This is a genomic window from Pseudomonas baetica (genome assembly GCF_002813455.1).
GTDB classification, from domain to species: Bacteria; Pseudomonadota; Gammaproteobacteria; order Pseudomonadales; family Pseudomonadaceae; genus Aquipseudomonas; species Aquipseudomonas baetica.
Genome location: NZ_PHHE01000001.1, coordinates 2,641,764 through 2,659,711, shown reverse-complemented (window position 1 = coordinate 2,659,711; position 17,948 = coordinate 2,641,764). Strand labels below are relative to the sequence as shown.

The following is a 17,948-nucleotide window of genomic DNA, read 5'->3' as shown; positions in this document are numbered from 1 at the left end:
TTGGGATACAGCATGGCAAGCGACAAACTCCCGTTAGGACATTGATGGGAGTTTGCTGACGTGTCGGCTATTTGGATAAAAGGAATCGAAATATTGGGGGGGAAGCTGTAGCAGAGTACAGTCGGCCGCGTCTTAAAAAATTGCCGGCCAATTCGCGAGTAAATTCGAAATCAGGATTTATCTGACACGGATAGAGCTGCGAGGACTTCAGACGTCGACCCAAACTCCCGATCAACCCCCGGCAACCCCGGCCGCTTCAACACAATCACCGGCACTCCACGCTCACGCGCCACTTCCAGCTTCGGCTCGGTCGCGGTGCTGCCGCTGTTTTTGCTGATCAGCACATCGATCTGCCGCCGCTCGAACAACGCACGTTCATCCTCCAGCAGAAACGGCCCGCGCGCGCCGATCACTTCGCAGCGTGCGTTGCCGGGGTAAACGTCGAGGGCGCGCAGGGTCCAGAACTGGTCTGCTGGGATTTCATCGAGGTGTTGCAGTGGTTCGCGGCCGAGGGTGAACAGCGGTCGGCGAAACGGTTTGAGGGCTGTCATCAACTCAGCCCAGTCGCTGACTTCGCGCCAGTCATCACCGGGCTGCGGTTGCCACGCCGGGCGGCGCAGGGCCCAGCAGGGGATTGCGGCCAACTGCGCGGCGGTGGCGGCGTTGTGGCTGATCTGTGCAGCATAGGGATGCGTGGCGTCGAACAGCAGATCGATGCCTTCGTCGCGAATGAACTGCGCCAGACCTTCGGCGCCGCCGTAGCCGCCGACGCGTACCTGGCAGGTCAAGTCAGTCGGCACACGGCCCACACCGGCCAGGCTGTAAATGTGCGAAGGCCCCAATGTCCGCGCGATGGCCAGCGCTTCAGTCACACCGCCCAGCAGCAAAATCCGTTTCATGCAAAACCTCCGGCATGCCCGACAATCGCGCCCTGACGATCAATCGCAAACACTTCGACCTGGACCTGCGCCGGCACCACGCTGCGGGCGAAATTCAGCGCATGGCGACACACTTCATCACCCAGCGCGACACCCGCCGCACTGGCCATGGCCAAGGCCTGCTGACTGGTGTTGGCCTCGCGAATGCTCTGCTGCAAAACCTCATCGGCACCAATCGCCGCTGCCCATTGCGCCAATTGCGGCAGGTCGATACTCGAATGCCGTGAATGCAGATCCATGTGCCCGGCCGCCAGTTTGCTGATCTTGCCGAAGCCGCCGCACAGGCTGAGTTTATCCACAGGCACTTTGCGCAGATGCTTGAGCACCGCGCCGACGAAATCGCCCATTTCGATCAGGGCGATTTCCGGCAGGTCGTAGACCCGGCGCATGGTGTCTTCGCTGGCGTTGCCGGTGCAGGCGGCGATGTGCAGGTAGCCGTTGGTTTTGGCGACGTCGATGCCTTGATGGATCGACGCGATGTATGCCGCGCAGGAAAATGGCCGGACGATGCCGCTAGTGCCGAGGATCGACAAGCCGCCGAGAATGCCCAGGCGCGGGTTCATGGTTTTCAGCGCCAGTGCCTCGCCGCCCTCGACGTTGACCGTGACGTCGAAGCCGCCGGCATAGCCGGTCTCGGCGGCGAGCAGACTCAGGTGATCGCTGATCATCTTGCGCGGCACCGGGTTGATCGCCGGTTCGCCGACGCCCAGCACCAGTCCGGGTCGGGTCACGGTGCCTACGCCCACGCCGGCATTGAAACGAATTCCCGGCTCGGCCATCAAGCGCACCCGCGAATAGAGCAGGGCGCCGTGGGTCACGTCCGGGTCGTCGCCGGCGTCTTTGATAGTCCCGGCCTCGGCACCGTCGTCGGTCAACCGGCAGAACTCCAGACGCATCTGCACTTGCTTGCCTTTGGGCAAGACAATCTGCACCGCATCGGCGCCAATGCCACCGAGTAACAGGCGGGCAGCAGCGAGGCTGGTGGCCGTGGCGCAGCTGCCGGTGGTCAGGCCACTGCGCAGGGGCGCGGGTTGTTCGGCGGTTTCGTCACGCATCGAGGGGTTTGACCAGATCGAGCAGGGTAATTGGCAGCGCCTGACGCCAGGTGTCGAACTCGCCAAGCGGTTGCGCCTGGGCGACATGGATGCGCGTCAGCTCGCCGCCATGGCGTTCGCGCCAGTTCATCAGGCTGATCTCACTTTGCAGTGTCACCGCGTTGGCGACCAGCCGGCCACCGGGTTTGAGTTGTTCCCAGCAAGTCTCGAAGACACCTTCACGGGTCACGCCGCCGCCGATGAAGATCGCGTCCGGGCGTTCCAGCCCTGCGAGCGCCTGCGGTGCGCGGCCACGGATCAATTGCAGGCCGGGCACGCCCAAAGCATCGCGATTGTGTTCGATCAATTGCTGGCGGCCGTCATCGGCTTCGATGGCCAGCGCCCGGCAACTGGGGTGCGCGCGCATCCATTCAATGCCGATCGAGCCGCTGCCGGCGCCGACGTCCCACAGCAATTCACCGGGCGTCGGGGCGAGGCGGGCGAGGGTGATGGCGCGCACGTCGCGTTTGGTCAGTTGGCCGTCATGCTCGAATGCCGAATCGGGGAGGCCGGCGAGGCGCGAAAGGCGTGGAGCATGGGCGTCGGCCAGGCATTCGACGGCGATCACGTTGAGGTCGGCAATCGGCGATTCGTTCCAGGCATTGGCCGTGGCGTCGATACGCCGTTCGGCAGCGCCGCCCAAATGCTCCAGAACGCTGATGCGACTCGGGCCGAAACCGCGCTCACGGAGCAATTGCGCGACCGCCCCCGGACTCTGTCCGTCATTGCTCAGCAACAACAGGCGCACGCCGCTGAACAGTTGGGCATTGAGGGCTGCCAGCGGTCGGGCCACCAGCGACAGTGTCACCACTTCCTGTAATGGCCAGCCGAGACGGGCGGCAGCCAACGAGCAGGACGACGGCGCAGGCAGGATCAGCATCTCGTCGCTTGGCACCTGACGCGCGAGGCTGGCGCCGACGCCGTAGAACATCGGGTCACCACTGGCCAGCACACAAACTGATTCGCCACGTCGGTCCAGTACCGGTGCCAGCGAGAAAGGACTTGGCCATAACTGGCGCACGCCACGGATGCACACCGGCAACAGGTCCAGCTGGCGCTGTCCGCCGACGATCCGCGAAGCATTCATCAGGGCACGCCGGGCGTTTTTACCAAGACCGTTAAAGCCGTCTTCAGCGATACCTACAACCGTGAGCCAAGGGGTCATGCCGTTCCTCAATCGCGTACTTGCCGTTAATGGGCGACATGATAACGCGGTGGCGGGTAACTGACTGCTGTCTATTTTCAGCGTGGAATCAGACATCAAATGTTTATGTTGTTTCTCAAGGAAGTGATTTGTTTGTTGGTAAGTTGCTATTGGATGGTGCGTCGCTTGGTTTTTGAGAGAAAAGTGCGCGTGATATCAATGAATGAGTGCCTGAGGGCAAAATGAAAAATGGAGAAGTTTATTATGAGCGATACGCAACAACAGATTGAATCACTCTCTGGGGAAAGTAGTTCAGTCGTCATGGGCAGTAATGTGTTGTCCTTTCTTTCGGGAGTGACCCGGCAGGATCGGCAGTTCATCAAAGACAGTATGCGTCTGGCAGAATACCGGGCTGATAAGCTCTTTAACCGAAAACGGGAACCCGCACAGTGGTTTGAGTTTTATTCAGGGGTGCTCTGGTCTGTCGGTTGGGGGCTGGAACATGCTCCTGTGATTATCGCGGACAATGATTTTTCCGGTGCGGTGCTAGACGTGTGGGCGAAGTCACTGTCGACACAGTTGAGCAGGGAAAAGATCAAGCGGATGAAGGAAACCTTCCAGTTACTTGAATACGACGCTGCCGGAGTCGAAGTGTTCACCGACAGCACGCGCAAGTGGGGCGATTTCCGGTTTGCCCCTGCACAGTACAACGTGCATAAGGAACTGGAGATCGTGATCAGTAATGTGCGGTTACTTAATAACGAATGGGTTTCCACTTATCTGTTCTGGAACATAACGCACAGCAGCGCTCAACTTGATCTACAGTCCAGGCGTTTCGTGACCACGCCGAAAGAGATGGATAAGTATCGGGACTTGTTGACTGCGACCGTTCGCGAAATGAGGGTCAAGGAAATAGAACTCTCATTGAAGTCCTGATCTGTGCGAAAGGTCGGAGCATCTTTAGTTATTGTTTTTTTAGAAATCAATTGAATTGAATGGAACTTGCCTGGTTTTTCTATGGCGGTTACTTTGCCTCTACGCCAAGGCGGCGTTTTAATTAATTAGAAGGGATTATTTTATGAATGAAGTAAACAATCAGGTAATGAGCGCAGCGCAACGTGTTGCGATGATTCAGGAAACCAATGCACTTATCGCAGCGCAACCCCCGGTGATTATGCCGAGGATGGCTGGAGGCGCTACGTTGCCTGTCGATAAGGATGAATTGAACGCGGCCATTATGGGTTCGGGTATTGCCGGCTTCGACGCAAGTATGTCCAAGCGCAGCAAGCGAATTGTTAAAAATACTTATATGTATGCCGATCTGTGTGCGCTGCTCAAGTTTCCGGCGGCAAACCAAAAAGAGCAGCGTTATAACGAATTCATGCGTCTGATGAAACTGGCGGGATGGTTTGTCTTTGGCGAGCCCTATCACCGCTACCAGGCAACTTCGCAAAAGCTGACCATGGACAACCTTGCACTGTCGATCATTCACACCGCGGTGGGCGCGGCCGTCAGTAAAGGTCAAGCAGCATTGAAAGTGCTGTCGACGGTAGCGGATGCCACCCTGGAGGCGCTGAAGAATGAGCCGGAAGCGTTGAAGCTTTTCGAAAACAACTCGAAAAAGGCCGACGGCGGTAACTTCTGCATGTCGAGTTCTTTTGAAGACGCTGACGGTGACATTACGATGGCCGTGGCTGCCGTGCAGTACACCGCCAAGGCTCAGCCGACCAAAGTACTGTTTGTTGAATGGACAAGCTCCAGCGTTGAAATCTACAACGGTGCATCCACCATGACTATCTCGGAAGACGACTACGGTGTCGCCGAACCGCTGATCGTCAAGGCACTGGCCGAGCAGCGCCAAAAAGCACTCAGCATTGAATTCGGCAAAGCCTGAATTTAACGGGAGCCAGGGGTGCAGACCTCTGGCTTTTAAGGAGTGGACGATGCACAAGACCCTTGGATTCAAAGCGTTCATATGCGCAGGTGCTGTGATTCTGGTGGCGGATGAGTTGTCGGAATCAGACACGCAAGACAGTCTGGATGCCTTGCTTTATTCACAAGCGGCGGCCACCAACAAGATTACCGATTTAACACAGGTAGAGACTTGGACCCGCGCCAACAAGATGGCGATGAGGGTGACCGGTGCAATGCTGCTGGACAATCCCGATGCAAACTTTCCTGTGTCAATGCCTGGCCGTTTCAGTTTATTGGGACTGGCGCGACAGGTGCTGGGGGAATGGATACCTGAAACGGTTGCTTCGGTAATGGACTCAAACGTGCAGCTACGGCTTGAGCAGGCACTCGCAGCGCCCGCAATTGAAGAGCTGCAACAGCATGTGGTACATCAGGATAAATGGGTACGGTTCATGTTCGGCGTCGTTTGCCCTGATCTGACCATCACGGTTGTGTTGATAGCTTTCGAGTTCGATGAACCCATAGTCGATAACGTTCTTCGACACCGTTTCAATTCTGAAAAGGTTCTGGGTAACCTCTATGTCGATGGTTACAAGGCGCTGGCCGATCCGGAAGACTATGACCTTTCCCGTGCCACGATCATTTCGTTGTTGGGTGAACGGCGTCATAAGCAAATCATCGCTCTGGACTGAGCGTGTGCCCCGACGTCCAAGTGTCCGCGACGCTTCTATTGTCTGCTCGACCTGACGAGGCGACGGGCAGACTTATCATGCGGCCGGACAAAGCAGGCATAATACCGCGCCTTTCCCACGCAACCGGTCAGTCCCTTGAACGAACGCCCGATGTCCACCGCCATACGCCCCTCGGCCTGCCCGGGGTTGCTGCGTATCGTCCAGGCATTGGACGGCGGTATCTGTCGGATCAAGCTCAATGGTGGCTCGATCAGCGCCGATCAGGCTGACGCGGTGGCCAATGCCGCCGAACAGTTCGCCGGCGGTGTGATCGAGGCGACCAACCGCGCCAACCTGCAAATACGTGGCATCGGTCAGCAATCCGCTGCACTGATCGACAGTCTGCTCGCCGCAGGTCTGGGGCCACGCACGGCAGCGGGCGACGATGTGCGCAACCTGATGCTCAGCCCGACCGCCGGGATCGACCGGCAAATGCGCGTCGACACCCGGGCGCTCGCCGAACAGATCCTCGACACCCTGCAAAGCCATCCACGCTTCCACGTGTTGAGCGCCAAGTTCGCCGTGCAACTGGATGGCGGCGAAGCGCTGGCGATGCTCGAACATCCGCATGACCTGTGGCTGTCGGCATTCGAGCGTGACGGTGAAACGCTGCTGGCATTCGGTCTGGCGGGTTGCCCGACGGATCGCGCCATCGGCGCCGTGGCGCTGGAAAACGGCCACGCGCTGGTGGTGGCGGTGCTGGAATTATTCCTTGAGCGGGCGCGGCCAGAGCAAACGCGGATGCGCCACCTGCTCGACGAATTGCCGATGCTGGCGTTTCTCGAACAGCTCAGGACACGCCTGCCGATCAAGGTGATCAGCGCCTGGCAACGTGCCCCGGCAGCGGACGATCTGCGCATCGGCGCTCACCCGCAAGATATCGACAATCTGGTTTACATCGGCGCGGCGCCGCCACTTGGCCGTCTCGACCCGGACATGCTGCGCGGTGCCGCGCAACTGGCTCGTCGGTTCGGCGATGGCAGCCTGCGCTTCACGCCGTGGCAAAGTCTGCTGCTGCCAAACGTGAGCGCGAGCGATGCCGCACAAGTGCTCGGAAGTCTCCAGCAACTGAGTCTGCTCACCGAGGCCGCTGACCCCCTGTCGACACTCATCGCCTGCACCGGCTCCGCTGGTTGCGGCAAAGGCCTGGCCGACACCAAGCACGATGCTCGTACTCTGGCGAGCCTGTTACCCCAGGCCCAGAGCGTGCATCTGTCCGGCTGCACGCGTTCGTGCGCCGCCGCCCACTGTGCCCCGGCGACGTTGCTGGCCGTCAGTGCCGGGCATTACGACCTCTATTTTCGCGATGCCGCGCAGCCGGGTTTCGGCGCGTTGCACGCACGCAACCTTACTATTGAAGCGGCCGCGACCTTGCTCGCCGTCCGCTCTCGGAGCCCCCTTGATGCTTGATTACATCCGCGACGGTCAGGAGATCTATCGCAACTCCTTCGCGATCATTCGCAGCGAAGCCAATCTGGCGCGCATCCCGGCCGACCTGGAAAAACTCGCGGTGCGGGTGATCCACGCCTGCGGCATGGTCGAGTCTGTCGACGGTCTGCAATTCTCCGAAGGTGCGGGCAAGGCCGGGCGCGATGCGCTGGCTGCCGGTGCGCCGATTCTGTGTGATGCGCGGATGGTCTCCGAAGGCGTGACCCGCGCGCGCCTGCCGGCCAACAACGAAGTGATCTGCACCTTGCGCGACGACAGCGTGCCGGAGCTGGCCCGTGAACTGGGCAACACCCGTTCTGCCGCCGCGCTGGAACTGTGGCGGCCGCATCTGGAAGGCAGTGTGGTGGTGATCGGCAACGCGCCGACCGCGCTGTTCTATCTACTGGAAATGCTCGACGCCGGCGCACCAAAACCGGCGCTGATCCTCGGTTTCCCGGTGGGCTTCGTCGGCGCCGCCGAATCGAAAGCGGCGCTGGCGGCCGACAGCCGTGGCGTACCGTTCGTGATCATGCAAGGTCGGCTCGGCGGCAGCGCCATGGCCGCCGCAGCGGTCAATGCCCTCGCCACGGAGATCGAATGATGCAGGCAAAAGGTCGTTTGATTGGCCTGGGCGTCGGCCCTGGTGATCCGGAGCTGATTACTGTCAAGGCTCTGCGCCTGCTGCGCGAATCGCCAGTGGTGGCGTACTTCGTCGCCAAGGGCAAAAAGGGCAACGCCTTCGGCATCATCGAAGCGCACCTTCAAGAAGCGCAGAATCTGCTGCCGCTGGTGTACCCGGTGACCACCGAAGCGCTGCCGGCCCCGCTTTCCTATGAGCAAGTCATCAGCGATTTCTACGATGAGGCCGCCGAGACGGTGGCCGCGCATCTGGATGCCGGCCGCGACGTTGCGGTGATCTGTGAGGGCGATCCGTTCTTCTACGGTTCCTACATGTATCTGCATGATCGCCTCGCCACCCGCTATGAAGCGCAAGTGGTGCCGGGTGTGTGCTCGATGCTGGGCGGCGCATCGGTATTGGGTGCGCCGTTGGTGTATCGCAACCAGAGTCTGTCGGTGCTTTCCGGCGTTCTGCCCCATGAAGATCTGAAGCGCCGTCTGGCCGATGCCGACGCGGCGGTGATCATGAAGCTGGGGCGCAACTTCCCCAAAGTGCGTCAAGTGCTCGAAGAACTCGGCCTCGCCGAGCGGGCGCTGTATGTCGAACGCGCGACCATGGCCAATCAGAAGATTGTGCCGATGGATCAGGTTGAGCCGATGTCGTCGCCGTACTTCTCGCTGATCATCGTGCCCGGCGAACGGTGGCAAGGCTGATGACTCAATCGACTCCCGCCATTGTCATTCTCGGTCAGGGCAGCCTGGCCACCGCGCGGCGCATTCAGCAGGTGTACCCGGCGGCGCGGATCCACGGCCTCGCCGGTCGGGTCGAAGGCGCCGATTGCAGCTATCAGGAATTCGGCGCGACCCTGCGCCAGTTGTATCAGCAGGACACGCCAATCATTGCCCTGTGCGCGGCCGGCATTGTCATTCGCACGCTGGCGCCGCTGTTGCTGGAGAAGGGCGCCGAACCTGCGGTGCTCGCCGTCGCCGAAGATGGCAGCGCTGTGGTGCCACTGCTCGGCGGCCTCGGCGGAGTGAATGTCATGGCCCGGGAAATCGCGGCCGGGCTGCAAGTGGCGGCGGCCATTACCACCAGCGGCGAATTGCGTTTTGGCACCTGCCTGCTCAATCCCCCTAGCGGTTATGCGCTCGCGGATCTGGAACTGGGCAAGCGTTTTGTCTCCGATCTGCTGGCTGGGCACAGCGTGCGCATCGAAGGTGCGGCGCCGTGGCTGGATCAGGCGCAATTGCCGGAAGATCCACAGGCGCAGCGTTCGATCTATATCGGCAGTGCCGAACGCGAAGCGAACGCTAATGAGTTGCTGATTTACCCGCGCAGTGTCGCGGCGATGGTCAGCGCCGACATCAGCGATCTGCCGAATTCTCTGCGTGCGGCGTTGCATCAGGCGGACGTGGCGGTGCAATCACTGGCCTGTCTGGTGGCGATCGACACTCAAATGGCTTCGGCGAACCTGCGTGAAGCGGCGCTGGAACTGTGTGTGCCGCTGCGGTTTATCGGCGCAACGGGCGACCTCGATACGCTGCCGGGCGTGTCGATGATTGAATCGGCACACGGCATCACTTTGGCTGTCGCCGAACAGCCGCTGGACGTGGCGCAAATAGGTCGCCCACGCGGTCGCCTCGCAGTGATCGGCCTCGGCCCCGGCGCTGCCGAACTGATGGTGCCGGCGGTAAAAGCTGAACTGGCCCGCGCCACCGACGTGCTCGGCTACGAAACCTACGTACGCATGGCCGGCCCGTTCCGCGACGATCAGGTGCAGCATTGCACCGACAACCGCGAAGAAATGCAGCGCGCGCGTCACGCCTTCAGGCTGGCGGCCGAGGGCCGTTCGGTGATCGTAGTGTCGTCCGGTGATCCGGGCGTGTTCGCCATGGCAGCGGCGGTGCTCGAAGCGTTGCACGAGTCCGATGACCCGGCGTGGCACAGCGTCGATCTGGAAATCCTCCCGGGCGTGTCCGCCTCGCTCGCTACCGCTGCGCAGGCCGGTGCACCGCTGGGTCATGACTTCTGCGTGATGTCGCTGTCGGACAACCTCAAACCCTGGTCGATCATCGAGAAACGTCTGGACCTGGCCGCCGAAGCGGATCTGGCCCTGGCGTTTTACAACCCGATCTCCCGCGCCCGGCCGTGGCAACTGGGGCGGGCGCTGGAAATCGTCGCGCAGCACCGCACGCCTGCAACCCCGGTGGTGTTGGGACGGGATATCGGTCGACCGGGACAGACCCTGCGGACCACGACGCTCGGGGCGCTGACGGTGGATCAGGTGGACATGCGCACCATGGTGCTGATCGGTTCGTCCACCACCTGCACCTTTCCCCGTGCAGCGGGCGGCGATTGGGTCTACACGCCTCGCTGGTATGGAGAAAAGCCCGTTTCCTGACAGGGATGTGCAAACGTTAGTTGGCGTGAACAACGTGGCAAAAGTTTGCTGAGGGAGATGTTTTAAATCAATTGAAGACAAGGCCGTGAACCTTAGGGTTTACGGCCTTGTGCGTCTGTGTGACTGACGGTCTGGATATTAATGCGTCGCTGAATTATTCAAGGCACCGGTTTGAATGTTATGGGTTATGTATTCAGACACTGTTTGAATTTTCTTGGGTTTGAATAACGCGGGCTGCTGCCCTAGTTTTGTCGAACACGTTGCACTGTCATCAAACCTTCGCTGGCAACGGTTTGTAGCCTGTTGCACCGCCTAATCTGCAGTTGCCTGCCTGTCACTTCGGGAAGTTGACGGCAGCGTTTCAAAGTATGACCCGAATTGTGACGTATTGAGTGTTCCGGCAGTGGGCATGGCTTCGTGTCGCCTGAACAAAACTTTACTGATCAAACAAATAAGGATCAGGAACTTTTGGGTCGGGTTGCGTGCAATCCATGGTCGCGTCATTAACATAAGGAAGTGATGTTGTGAAAGAAGTACATCCCGTTGGCAAAGACAGTTTCAAGAAATTTACCGAGTTGTTTACCCCGGCCGAGTTCGAAACAGCACTGCAATCTTACAAGGGCACTGCGCAATATGCGGCAGCCATGCGTTACTACTAGGGTTGCCTTGGCGCTGTTGCCACTGGCAGCGAACTGGAGCCCCTCGGTCTGCTGCGGGAACAGTTGAGCAGCATGCTGCCGCAGACACGTTCGCAACGCTCAACCGATGGGCAAGGCGCGCGCATGGGCGAGGTTCGGGGGGCTTTGGAGAGCATGGGGCGTCAGCTGGACGAATACGCCTTGCGCAAGCTCAGGAGCGATGCCATCGCGACTCTGGAGGCAGAGCCGATCCCGAAAAAAATGCACTTCGTCTGGGTTGGCGGTGGGCTTGGGGATATTCAGCGCGACTATATCAATGTCTGGAAAACGGTCATGTCCGCGCAGGGATTCACCCTCAACCTGTGGTTCGATCAGGACGCCTTGCTGGCGTACAAGACCAACCAGATCATCGTCGCCGCGGCGAAGGCGGATGTACTTTCGTCAATGACTACACCGATCACTGATGGTGAGGAACTCGCTGACCTGTATGTCAGTCGGGCGCTCGTCCTCAAACAGCAAATGTTCGATCACATCACCGCTTGGCGAGCGGCGGGCAAGACTGCCGATGAGGCGAGAATCGATCTGCTGGTCAAAGCGTATGGCCAGGACCTTGATGAACTGCGGACACTGAAGAAAAACAATGAGCGAAGTATTCGCAGACTGGCGGACGAACAGCTGGATTTACGCGACCTGAGCAGTCAGGAGCAGACGTTACCGCTGGCGGATATTTACGAGCGTGAAATATCACTGCGCATGAACATGGCGGCCGCATCCGACGCCGTGCGTTATCCGGTGGAGTATCTGGAAGGCGGCATTTACTGCGATGTCGATCATCTGCCGCCCTTTGCGGATGACATTGCAGGGGTGGCGGTTAACGCGCTGGGCTCGGATGCCCGACTGGGTGTTTTGCAGTTGCTGCTGGAACACAATCCGCAGTGGATGCCCGGGCGGGCGCAAAACGTTGAACATTACAGGGATTACTCCGATCAGGTCCCGCCGCAGTATCGCGCCGCACTGGAACAATACGCTGCAGGCAAACCGGCGCTGAACGAAGTCTTTGTCGCGCCGGGGAATCTGGGAGTCCCGCTCGATGGTGTTCGTACGTCGATTCTGAGGGGTAGCCTGAGCAACGCGTTTCTGATGGCTCATCCGCGGTCTGCGGTCGTGAAAGCGATCATTGATCGAATCGGGTTGCAGTACGCCATGATGGACACTGCAGTGCAGCAGTTTGCAGGTAAGCGAGTGGCCATCGGAAAAGCCGAGGCGGACCATTTCTTTGACCTGGCCGGGGAGCTCGTTGAGCAAGTTCTGGAAAGCTTGCCGTTATCGGAAAATGAGCGGGTGCTGGATTTACATTACGCCAAAGCGATAGTTGAATATTTCTTCGACGGTATAAAACCCGAATCAGATGCGGCCATTTTCATGACCGGGCCTAACGTCATGCGGGCCGGAATGGATGCCTACGAAGGGGCGCAGTTCACACCGCAAGGGGCTAGCGCGTGGCGTGACTTGGTCGCCTATCCAAAGGGTGTAAACACGGTCACTGAAGAGGAACAGGATCATAGTTGGAAGGAACAGTTGACCGACGTTGCCGAATGGTACGCGCGTGAAATGCAATCCTGGGCAGAGGGCCAATACACCATCCGCTACAACGGCAACGTCAATGAGCTGCTCAATCCTCGCACCCTCAACTTCGAAAACGGCTGGCCACTGATCGAGGGCCGGCAAGTGTTGTCCACCGAGATTCTCCAGCAGTTGAGAGACAGCCTGGGCGAACCCTTTAGCCAAGCGATGGCACAGGGGCTCACTGGCGCTGTGACCTTCAGGAAAGACCTGTCATTGAGTTTCGATCGGCGCCAGCAGATTCTTGCCGCGCCGAGCAGTCTTGTGCCGACGCCATGGCAGGAGGACAAACGTATACAGGCGCTGACGTTCGATCAGCTGTTGGACAACATCGGTAACAACCAGGTCAGCCTGGAGCAACTCAATCCCGCACAGCGAATGTTTCTGGGCGGCGTGTTTGGCAGTGATTCGCTGGACAGTCAAAGTTTCGGTGATCACTGGCCGGTCATCAAAGTCCAGTGTGCCGCCATGGCCGATCTGTCGGTCGCCAATCGTTACGCCGCCATCGAGCGGCTGCTCCTGAAGAACAATGCGGCTGCGTTTGCCGAAGGGCTGGCAAGTGAATCCGCTTACGCCCCGGCGTATTCCGACCGTTCACTTTTGATGAAAAAAGCCAGCCTGCAACAGGCGGCGACATTGCGTGAATGGGGCGCCCGGGTGGCGAGGCTGCGCAAGGTGGCACTCGCCGAATATCGGGATCAGCTACTGACCCGGCAGAGCGATGTGCTCGGGCACTTCGGAGGCAGCGTCAAGCTCGCCCCGCAGGACTTATTGCTCAATGGCTATGGCGAGCGCATCGGTGGGCGCTGTGTGCCGCTGGTACTGGTGCTGGCTGCAGCACTGCACAACAAAGGAGACAGCAGCAACAATCTCTGGACACGCTTTTTTGAAGCGGCTGCAAGCCCCGACTCGATCGAAACCCGCGCTTTTGTGCAATCACTGGAGGCGTTGCAGGACGTTCCTTTGCATGCGGTCGGCAAGTCCTTGGGCCGTGTCACGCTGGACGCTGCGATACGGGCACTGGAGTCTGAAAGCCCTTGGCGCACGCTGATGCTCAACACCGACAACCACTCCATGTTGTTGGCCAGAACCCGGCAAAACGGGCGCAATGCCTACCACTTTTACGACCCGAACTTTGCCATTTCGACCTATCAGGAACCGGCCGAGCTCAAGGAAATGCTCGAAGGATTTTTTACCGGGGAAAAAATGGCCGACTTCTACGCGGCCTTCACAGAGGATAATCAGCTGGCGTTTGATCTGATCGATATCGACGCAAAACGGGTCAGCCAGTGGCCGTTGTCTCCTGAGATGAATGTTTCAACGTTATTGGGGGCGGAGCCGTTACCGGGCGAGCCGTTGATCAAACTGATGGAGCGTCTGGGGCGTACCCGGGGGCGCTCACTGTCGGAGAGTCCGCGCCTGGGCAAAAGCCTGCTCGAACTAGACGGCAACTGGTGGGCGGAGCAAATCAGGGACGTCTCGCGACAGCTTCAGCAAAGCAATGGCCTGAGTGCCGATTACGTGCCGATCTATGAAACCCTTGAACAGCATTCGACAGGCGATTACAGCATCAGCCTGATTGACATCAAGGACCGGCAGACCATCAAACGTGTCACCACCAGCAATCGCTGGCTGGCGCGGATCAAGGCCTTCCTGACGAAAATGTTCAGGAGTCTGGCCGGCAAGAACACCGAAGCAACAACCCCGGGTGAGCTGGGCGTGGAGCATGTGTCGGCGGTGCATACCCTCAATGCCGGCTTTACCTTGCAGGCTTTGATCAATGCGTTGCACTGGCATGAAGAGGGCGCATCGGCGGGCAACGAAGCGCCACTGGCAATGTCGGTGCGGCTGCATGGCTATGTCAATTACGCGCAGATGGCCCATGGCACGGTGCTTGATGGCGTTGGCCTGCTCAGACTGGTTCAGCAGGGGATGGCCGAGGAGCGCCTGATCGCCGCGACGGCTGTCTCTGCAACACGTGCAGCCGTCGCGCGAGTGGCGACCGAAGGTGTCGGCGCAGCGCTTGCCCTGATCAATGTCGGGTTCGACATCTATCAACTGGCGTACGCCAAAAGCGATGTTGAACGCGCCCAGGTGGGCACCCAACTGTTTTTTGATGCCACCGGTGGCGCCATGATGGTTGCCGGGTGGGCGGTCGGCAGTTCTGCTGGCGCCATTCTGAGCGGTGCTGGCGTGATCGTTGCCGGGCTGGGGGTGGGTGTTGCAGCACTGGCCAGGGGCTTTTCCGATATCGCCGAGCAAGCCAAGCTCGTTGGCCTGTATTTTCACGCGCTCGAAAAAACTTATCGCGAGGGTGGCTATCAACGCGGTGCGCTCGATGGCGTGCTGACGCCAAAACCGCTGATCGTGTTCAAACGAATTGATTTTAAAGCGGGACAAATCGATTACGGCAGCCCTGCGCTGTTTCCGCTGAGGGACCATTTCGGTGTGCCGGATTTTGAACCTGACTACGGCGCCGCCATTGATATCCGCCGCGGTCTTGGCTTGCCATCGAACGCAACACTCACGTTTGAGCCTGCCGACAGACTGGTGTTGCCGTGCACGCCGGCCACCTATTTCGGTTACGAGTACAAAGCCCTGTTCGGCGCCACCAATCGCCACGATCTGGGCTTCGACCTTGTGCGCAAACTGGAGCAGAGAAACGCTGCGGGCAATTGGCAGTTCATGTTCACGTTCTGGTCGTTCCCCGGCGAATACATCCTCTACAAAATGAATCCGGTCTACCGCGCCACGACGATTGCGGTGCGACTTGATGCTGTCGAGCGCACGCTGATCGTGCCGCAGGTGCCAGAGCTCTGGCACGGTTTGATCACCTATCAGATCAGTGCCGAACATGGACGCTGCGCGGTAGTGCTCAACCCAGGCGTTTCGCTGGTGTGCGAGGCTGCCGGCAATGGCAGCATGCATTGGGAGCTTGTTGCACCCTGGGCAGGAGAGTCAGAGGTGAAGATGCAGGCGCATGGCCAACTGAGCATCGGCACGGTGAGTATGCAGTTCACCGGTGGTCACCACGACGTGCTTCTGCGGCTCAAGGACGATCAGGTGTTACGTGTCGACTGGCGGCAACAGTTGCTGCTTGTCGAAGAAGCGGATGCGCTGGAGGTGCCGGGTACTGACAGTCTCAAGGAGCATTTTGCGGCGTTGTCCCGTGAGCATCGCTTGATTCATCCCTACACCCTGGTGCGTAACTATCAGATCCCGTTTGAGCCAATTGATCGGCCGGTTTACACCAACGCCTACTACGATGCAGTGCGCGAGCGTTTCATGTACGTGAGGGATATTGATGAGCCCTTGGTGGATGAAGCGGTGCTGGGTGCTGTAAACGGCGATCAGGCATTTTTCTATCATTCGGACGCTTACATGGTCTGGCAAGTCGATACCGTAACCAGTCTGCCGGTTCGACGCTATCGTCTGCTGCTGGCCGACAACTCCAGAATCACCGGGTGTCTGGTCATGGAGAACGGTGCCGTGCAGGTGAGTCAGATCTTCAATCGCAACGGCCAGGTCGATGAACTGACCTACATGATTCACGAAGATCAGTGTTTGCTGACCTCCATCACCGGTGACCTCGATCCACAGGTAAACATCGCACTCAATGCGGCCAGTGTCCTGAAAGACTGGAACGACGTTCTCGCACCCTATGCGCCGTTACCGTACCGCTCAAGCTTGAAAAACACCGTCGATTGCAAACCTGCCAGTCTGGTTTCAATCTGTTGGCGTGCGCCTGGGGTTGTGAGTCAGTACGCGTGGGTGCGTAACGATGACGGTCTGATTATCCGGCCGGATATCGCGCCGATTCCAAGCGGTCATATACCCAACGGTGGGATACAGTCCCGCCATCTCAGTCTGATTCTGGCCGAAGGCACGGAGCAGTCGGTTTTTGTTTTTTACGATCACAGCACCCGCTGTCTGTTTCGGCAGACCGAGGCCACGGCGCCGGCCATCGCAAGGCCGGGAGAATTTTCGGCGACGGCCATCGAGCCCCGCGAGGTCTCGCAGGTGGTGGCCACCGAGCAAGGTTTCATGGCGGTCACCAGCGAAGGTCTGTCTTTGCACCTGACAACCGATGGCACTCTGCAACTTGCCGGGGTCACCGATGCCTGGCTCAAGGAGCGCCATGACTGGTGGCTGGAGTTGCCGGCGCTGGCCAAGCAGTACGCCGTCGCCAATTTTGCGATTTTGGGGGTGCGCAACTTTGCCGGCGATAACCGGCTCGGCGCGTGGCAACTGGACGGGCAACTGTTGCTGACGCAAGCCGGCCATGGCCAGGCGTATCGTCTGCTGAGTGTCACCGACGACAAACAGGCGGCCTGGGTATTCGACCCGACGGCGGGCGGCGTCTATCGGCAACCCTTTGTCGCGCCGGAACGCTTGCGCGAGATTTTTGCCCAGGGCCACCAGGTGTTGCAGCGAGATGCCGTGCCCCAGGCGCAGCGTTTCTGGTCGGACTGGCCATTCAGGGAGGTTCGCGCCGAGGTTGCCGGGTTGCGGGCGACCACGATTGACGGGGTTGTCCTGGCGTTGCACGAAAACCAGCCAGCGATGGTCGTTGGCGTCGAAGCCGATTGGGTCAACCACCACAAGGATGATCTGCAGCAAAACCTCAGAGCATTGGTCAGCGCTCACCACGCGTCGGCATTTCTGTCGGTGGCCGAGGTGGACAGTTTCCAGTGGTACGTCACGGAGGCTGATCGACTGATCAGCGTTGCCAGAAAACAGGTGATGGAACCGTTTGACCTGCTCGGTACGCACCAGCAAAACAATGTTCTGTTGGTGGATGGCCACGATGGACGCGTACACACCTTCCCGGCGGGGAGTACCAGCATGCCGTTGATGTTCGTGCAGCGTCATGAGGACGTATTGAGCGTCAGCGCACAAGGACGCATCGACGATGTACTGAAACTGCTGCCTGACGGTGTCTCCACGCTGGTTCTGGGCATGGGGCAAGGGGCGATAACCTGCCACCTCTCGAAGGCTGCCTGGGAGAGGCTCGATACCGTTATCGTTGACTGCCGACGGTCGTCGCAGTCGGCGCAATGGGTGCCGGGCAAATTGATCTGGGATCTCGAATCACCGCAAAAGCTGTTGCCCAGCCTGTTTGGTGAGCATTTGATTCTGATTGATCCGGACAGTGGCCACAGTCTGATTTTTCGTGGCATCAACGCCATCGACAGTGAACTGCGCGCGCAGGTTTTTCTTGGCCTGAAAGGCCTGACCTCGTTCGCCGTGAACAATCTGGTCGACAGGTTAGCGGCAAGGCAAAGTGATGAGGGTGGACAGAGTCTGGGAGCGTTTCTCGAGCAGGCGCAGAGTCCGCAGATAGCCGCGTGAACAGGGCGGGGCCGGGCAATAGTGTCCGGCTCCGTCGCACCTCAGTTGTAGGTCTGGGCTTTTGGG

At 59.3% G+C, this 17,948-nt stretch carries 12 protein-coding genes; 9 read left to right on the top strand and 3 right to left on the bottom strand.

What is annotated here, in order from left to right:
• Positions 1–170: 170 nt before the first annotated feature.
• From ATI02_RS12095 to cbiE, 3 genes are read right to left on the bottom strand one after another with little or no spacing between them, the layout of a single operon-like run.
• On the bottom strand, positions 171–899 hold the full coding sequence (locus ATI02_RS12095) for a cobalt-precorrin-6A reductase (protein ID WP_100846390.1): 729 nt from the start codon (positions 897–899) through the stop codon (positions 171–173).
• Entirely contained in the window at positions 896–1,993 is a 1,098-nt protein-coding gene (locus tag ATI02_RS12090; protein WP_100846389.1) for a cobalt-precorrin-5B (C(1))-methyltransferase, read from the bottom strand. Before ATI02_RS12090 ends, ATI02_RS12095 begins: the two co-directional genes overlap by 4 nt.
• Entirely contained in the window at positions 1,986–3,197 is a 1,212-nt protein-coding gene (cbiE, locus tag ATI02_RS12085) for a precorrin-6y C5,15-methyltransferase (decarboxylating) subunit CbiE (protein ID WP_095188263.1), read from the bottom strand. Before cbiE ends, ATI02_RS12090 begins: the two co-directional genes overlap by 8 nt.
• 243 nt (positions 3,198–3,440) lie before the next feature.
• On the opposite strand from cbiE, the gene ATI02_RS12080 reads away from it, so the two are divergent.
• The 9 genes from ATI02_RS12080 (at position 3,441) to ATI02_RS12045 (ending at position 17,882) form a co-directional block, all read left to right on the top strand.
• Positions 3,441–4,112, top strand: coding sequence for a hypothetical protein (locus ATI02_RS12080; protein WP_141233086.1), 672 nt, complete (start codon positions 3,441–3,443; stop codon positions 4,110–4,112).
• Between the two features lie 142 nt (positions 4,113–4,254).
• Positions 4,255–5,070 (top strand): hypothetical protein, encoded by an 816-nt coding sequence (locus ATI02_RS12075; RefSeq protein ID WP_095188261.1) that lies wholly within the window; start codon positions 4,255–4,257, stop codon positions 5,068–5,070.
• 49 nt (positions 5,071–5,119) lie between these two features.
• Positions 5,120–5,782 (top strand): hypothetical protein, encoded by a 663-nt coding sequence (locus ATI02_RS12070; RefSeq protein WP_100846388.1) that lies wholly within the window; start codon positions 5,120–5,122, stop codon positions 5,780–5,782.
• 150 nt (positions 5,783–5,932) lie between these two features.
• Entirely contained in the window at positions 5,933–7,231 is a 1,299-nt protein-coding gene (gene cobG / locus ATI02_RS12065; RefSeq protein WP_100846387.1) for a precorrin-3B synthase, read from the top strand.
• The gene (locus tag ATI02_RS12060) at positions 7,224–7,850 is read left to right on the top strand and encodes a precorrin-8X methylmutase (RefSeq protein WP_100846386.1); all 627 of its coding nucleotides are present in this window, start codon (positions 7,224–7,226) and stop codon (positions 7,848–7,850) included. The genes cobG and ATI02_RS12060 overlap by 8 nt, the downstream gene beginning before the upstream one ends.
• Complete coding sequence (locus ATI02_RS12055; RefSeq protein WP_371857616.1) at positions 7,847–8,581, top strand: precorrin-2 C(20)-methyltransferase; 735 nt, start codon at positions 7,847–7,849, stop codon at positions 8,579–8,581. Before ATI02_RS12060 ends, ATI02_RS12055 begins: the two co-directional genes overlap by 4 nt.
• Positions 8,581–10,269 carry a precorrin-3B C(17)-methyltransferase gene (cobJ, locus tag ATI02_RS12050; protein ID WP_100846385.1) on the top strand — a complete coding sequence of 563 codons (1,689 nt, stop codon included), beginning with the start codon at positions 8,581–8,583 and terminating at the stop codon, positions 10,267–10,269. Before ATI02_RS12055 ends, cobJ begins: the two co-directional genes overlap by 1 nt.
• 524 nt (positions 10,270–10,793) lie before the next feature.
• Positions 10,794–10,928, top strand: coding sequence for a hypothetical protein (locus ATI02_RS33080; RefSeq protein ID WP_272948222.1), 135 nt, complete (start codon positions 10,794–10,796; stop codon positions 10,926–10,928).
• 123 nt (positions 10,929–11,051) lie between these two features.
• On the top strand, positions 11,052–17,882 hold the full coding sequence (locus ATI02_RS12045; protein ID WP_167394873.1) for a TcdA/TcdB pore-forming domain-containing protein: 6,831 nt from the start codon (positions 11,052–11,054) through the stop codon (positions 17,880–17,882).
• The last annotated feature ends 66 nt before the right edge of the window (positions 17,883–17,948 follow it).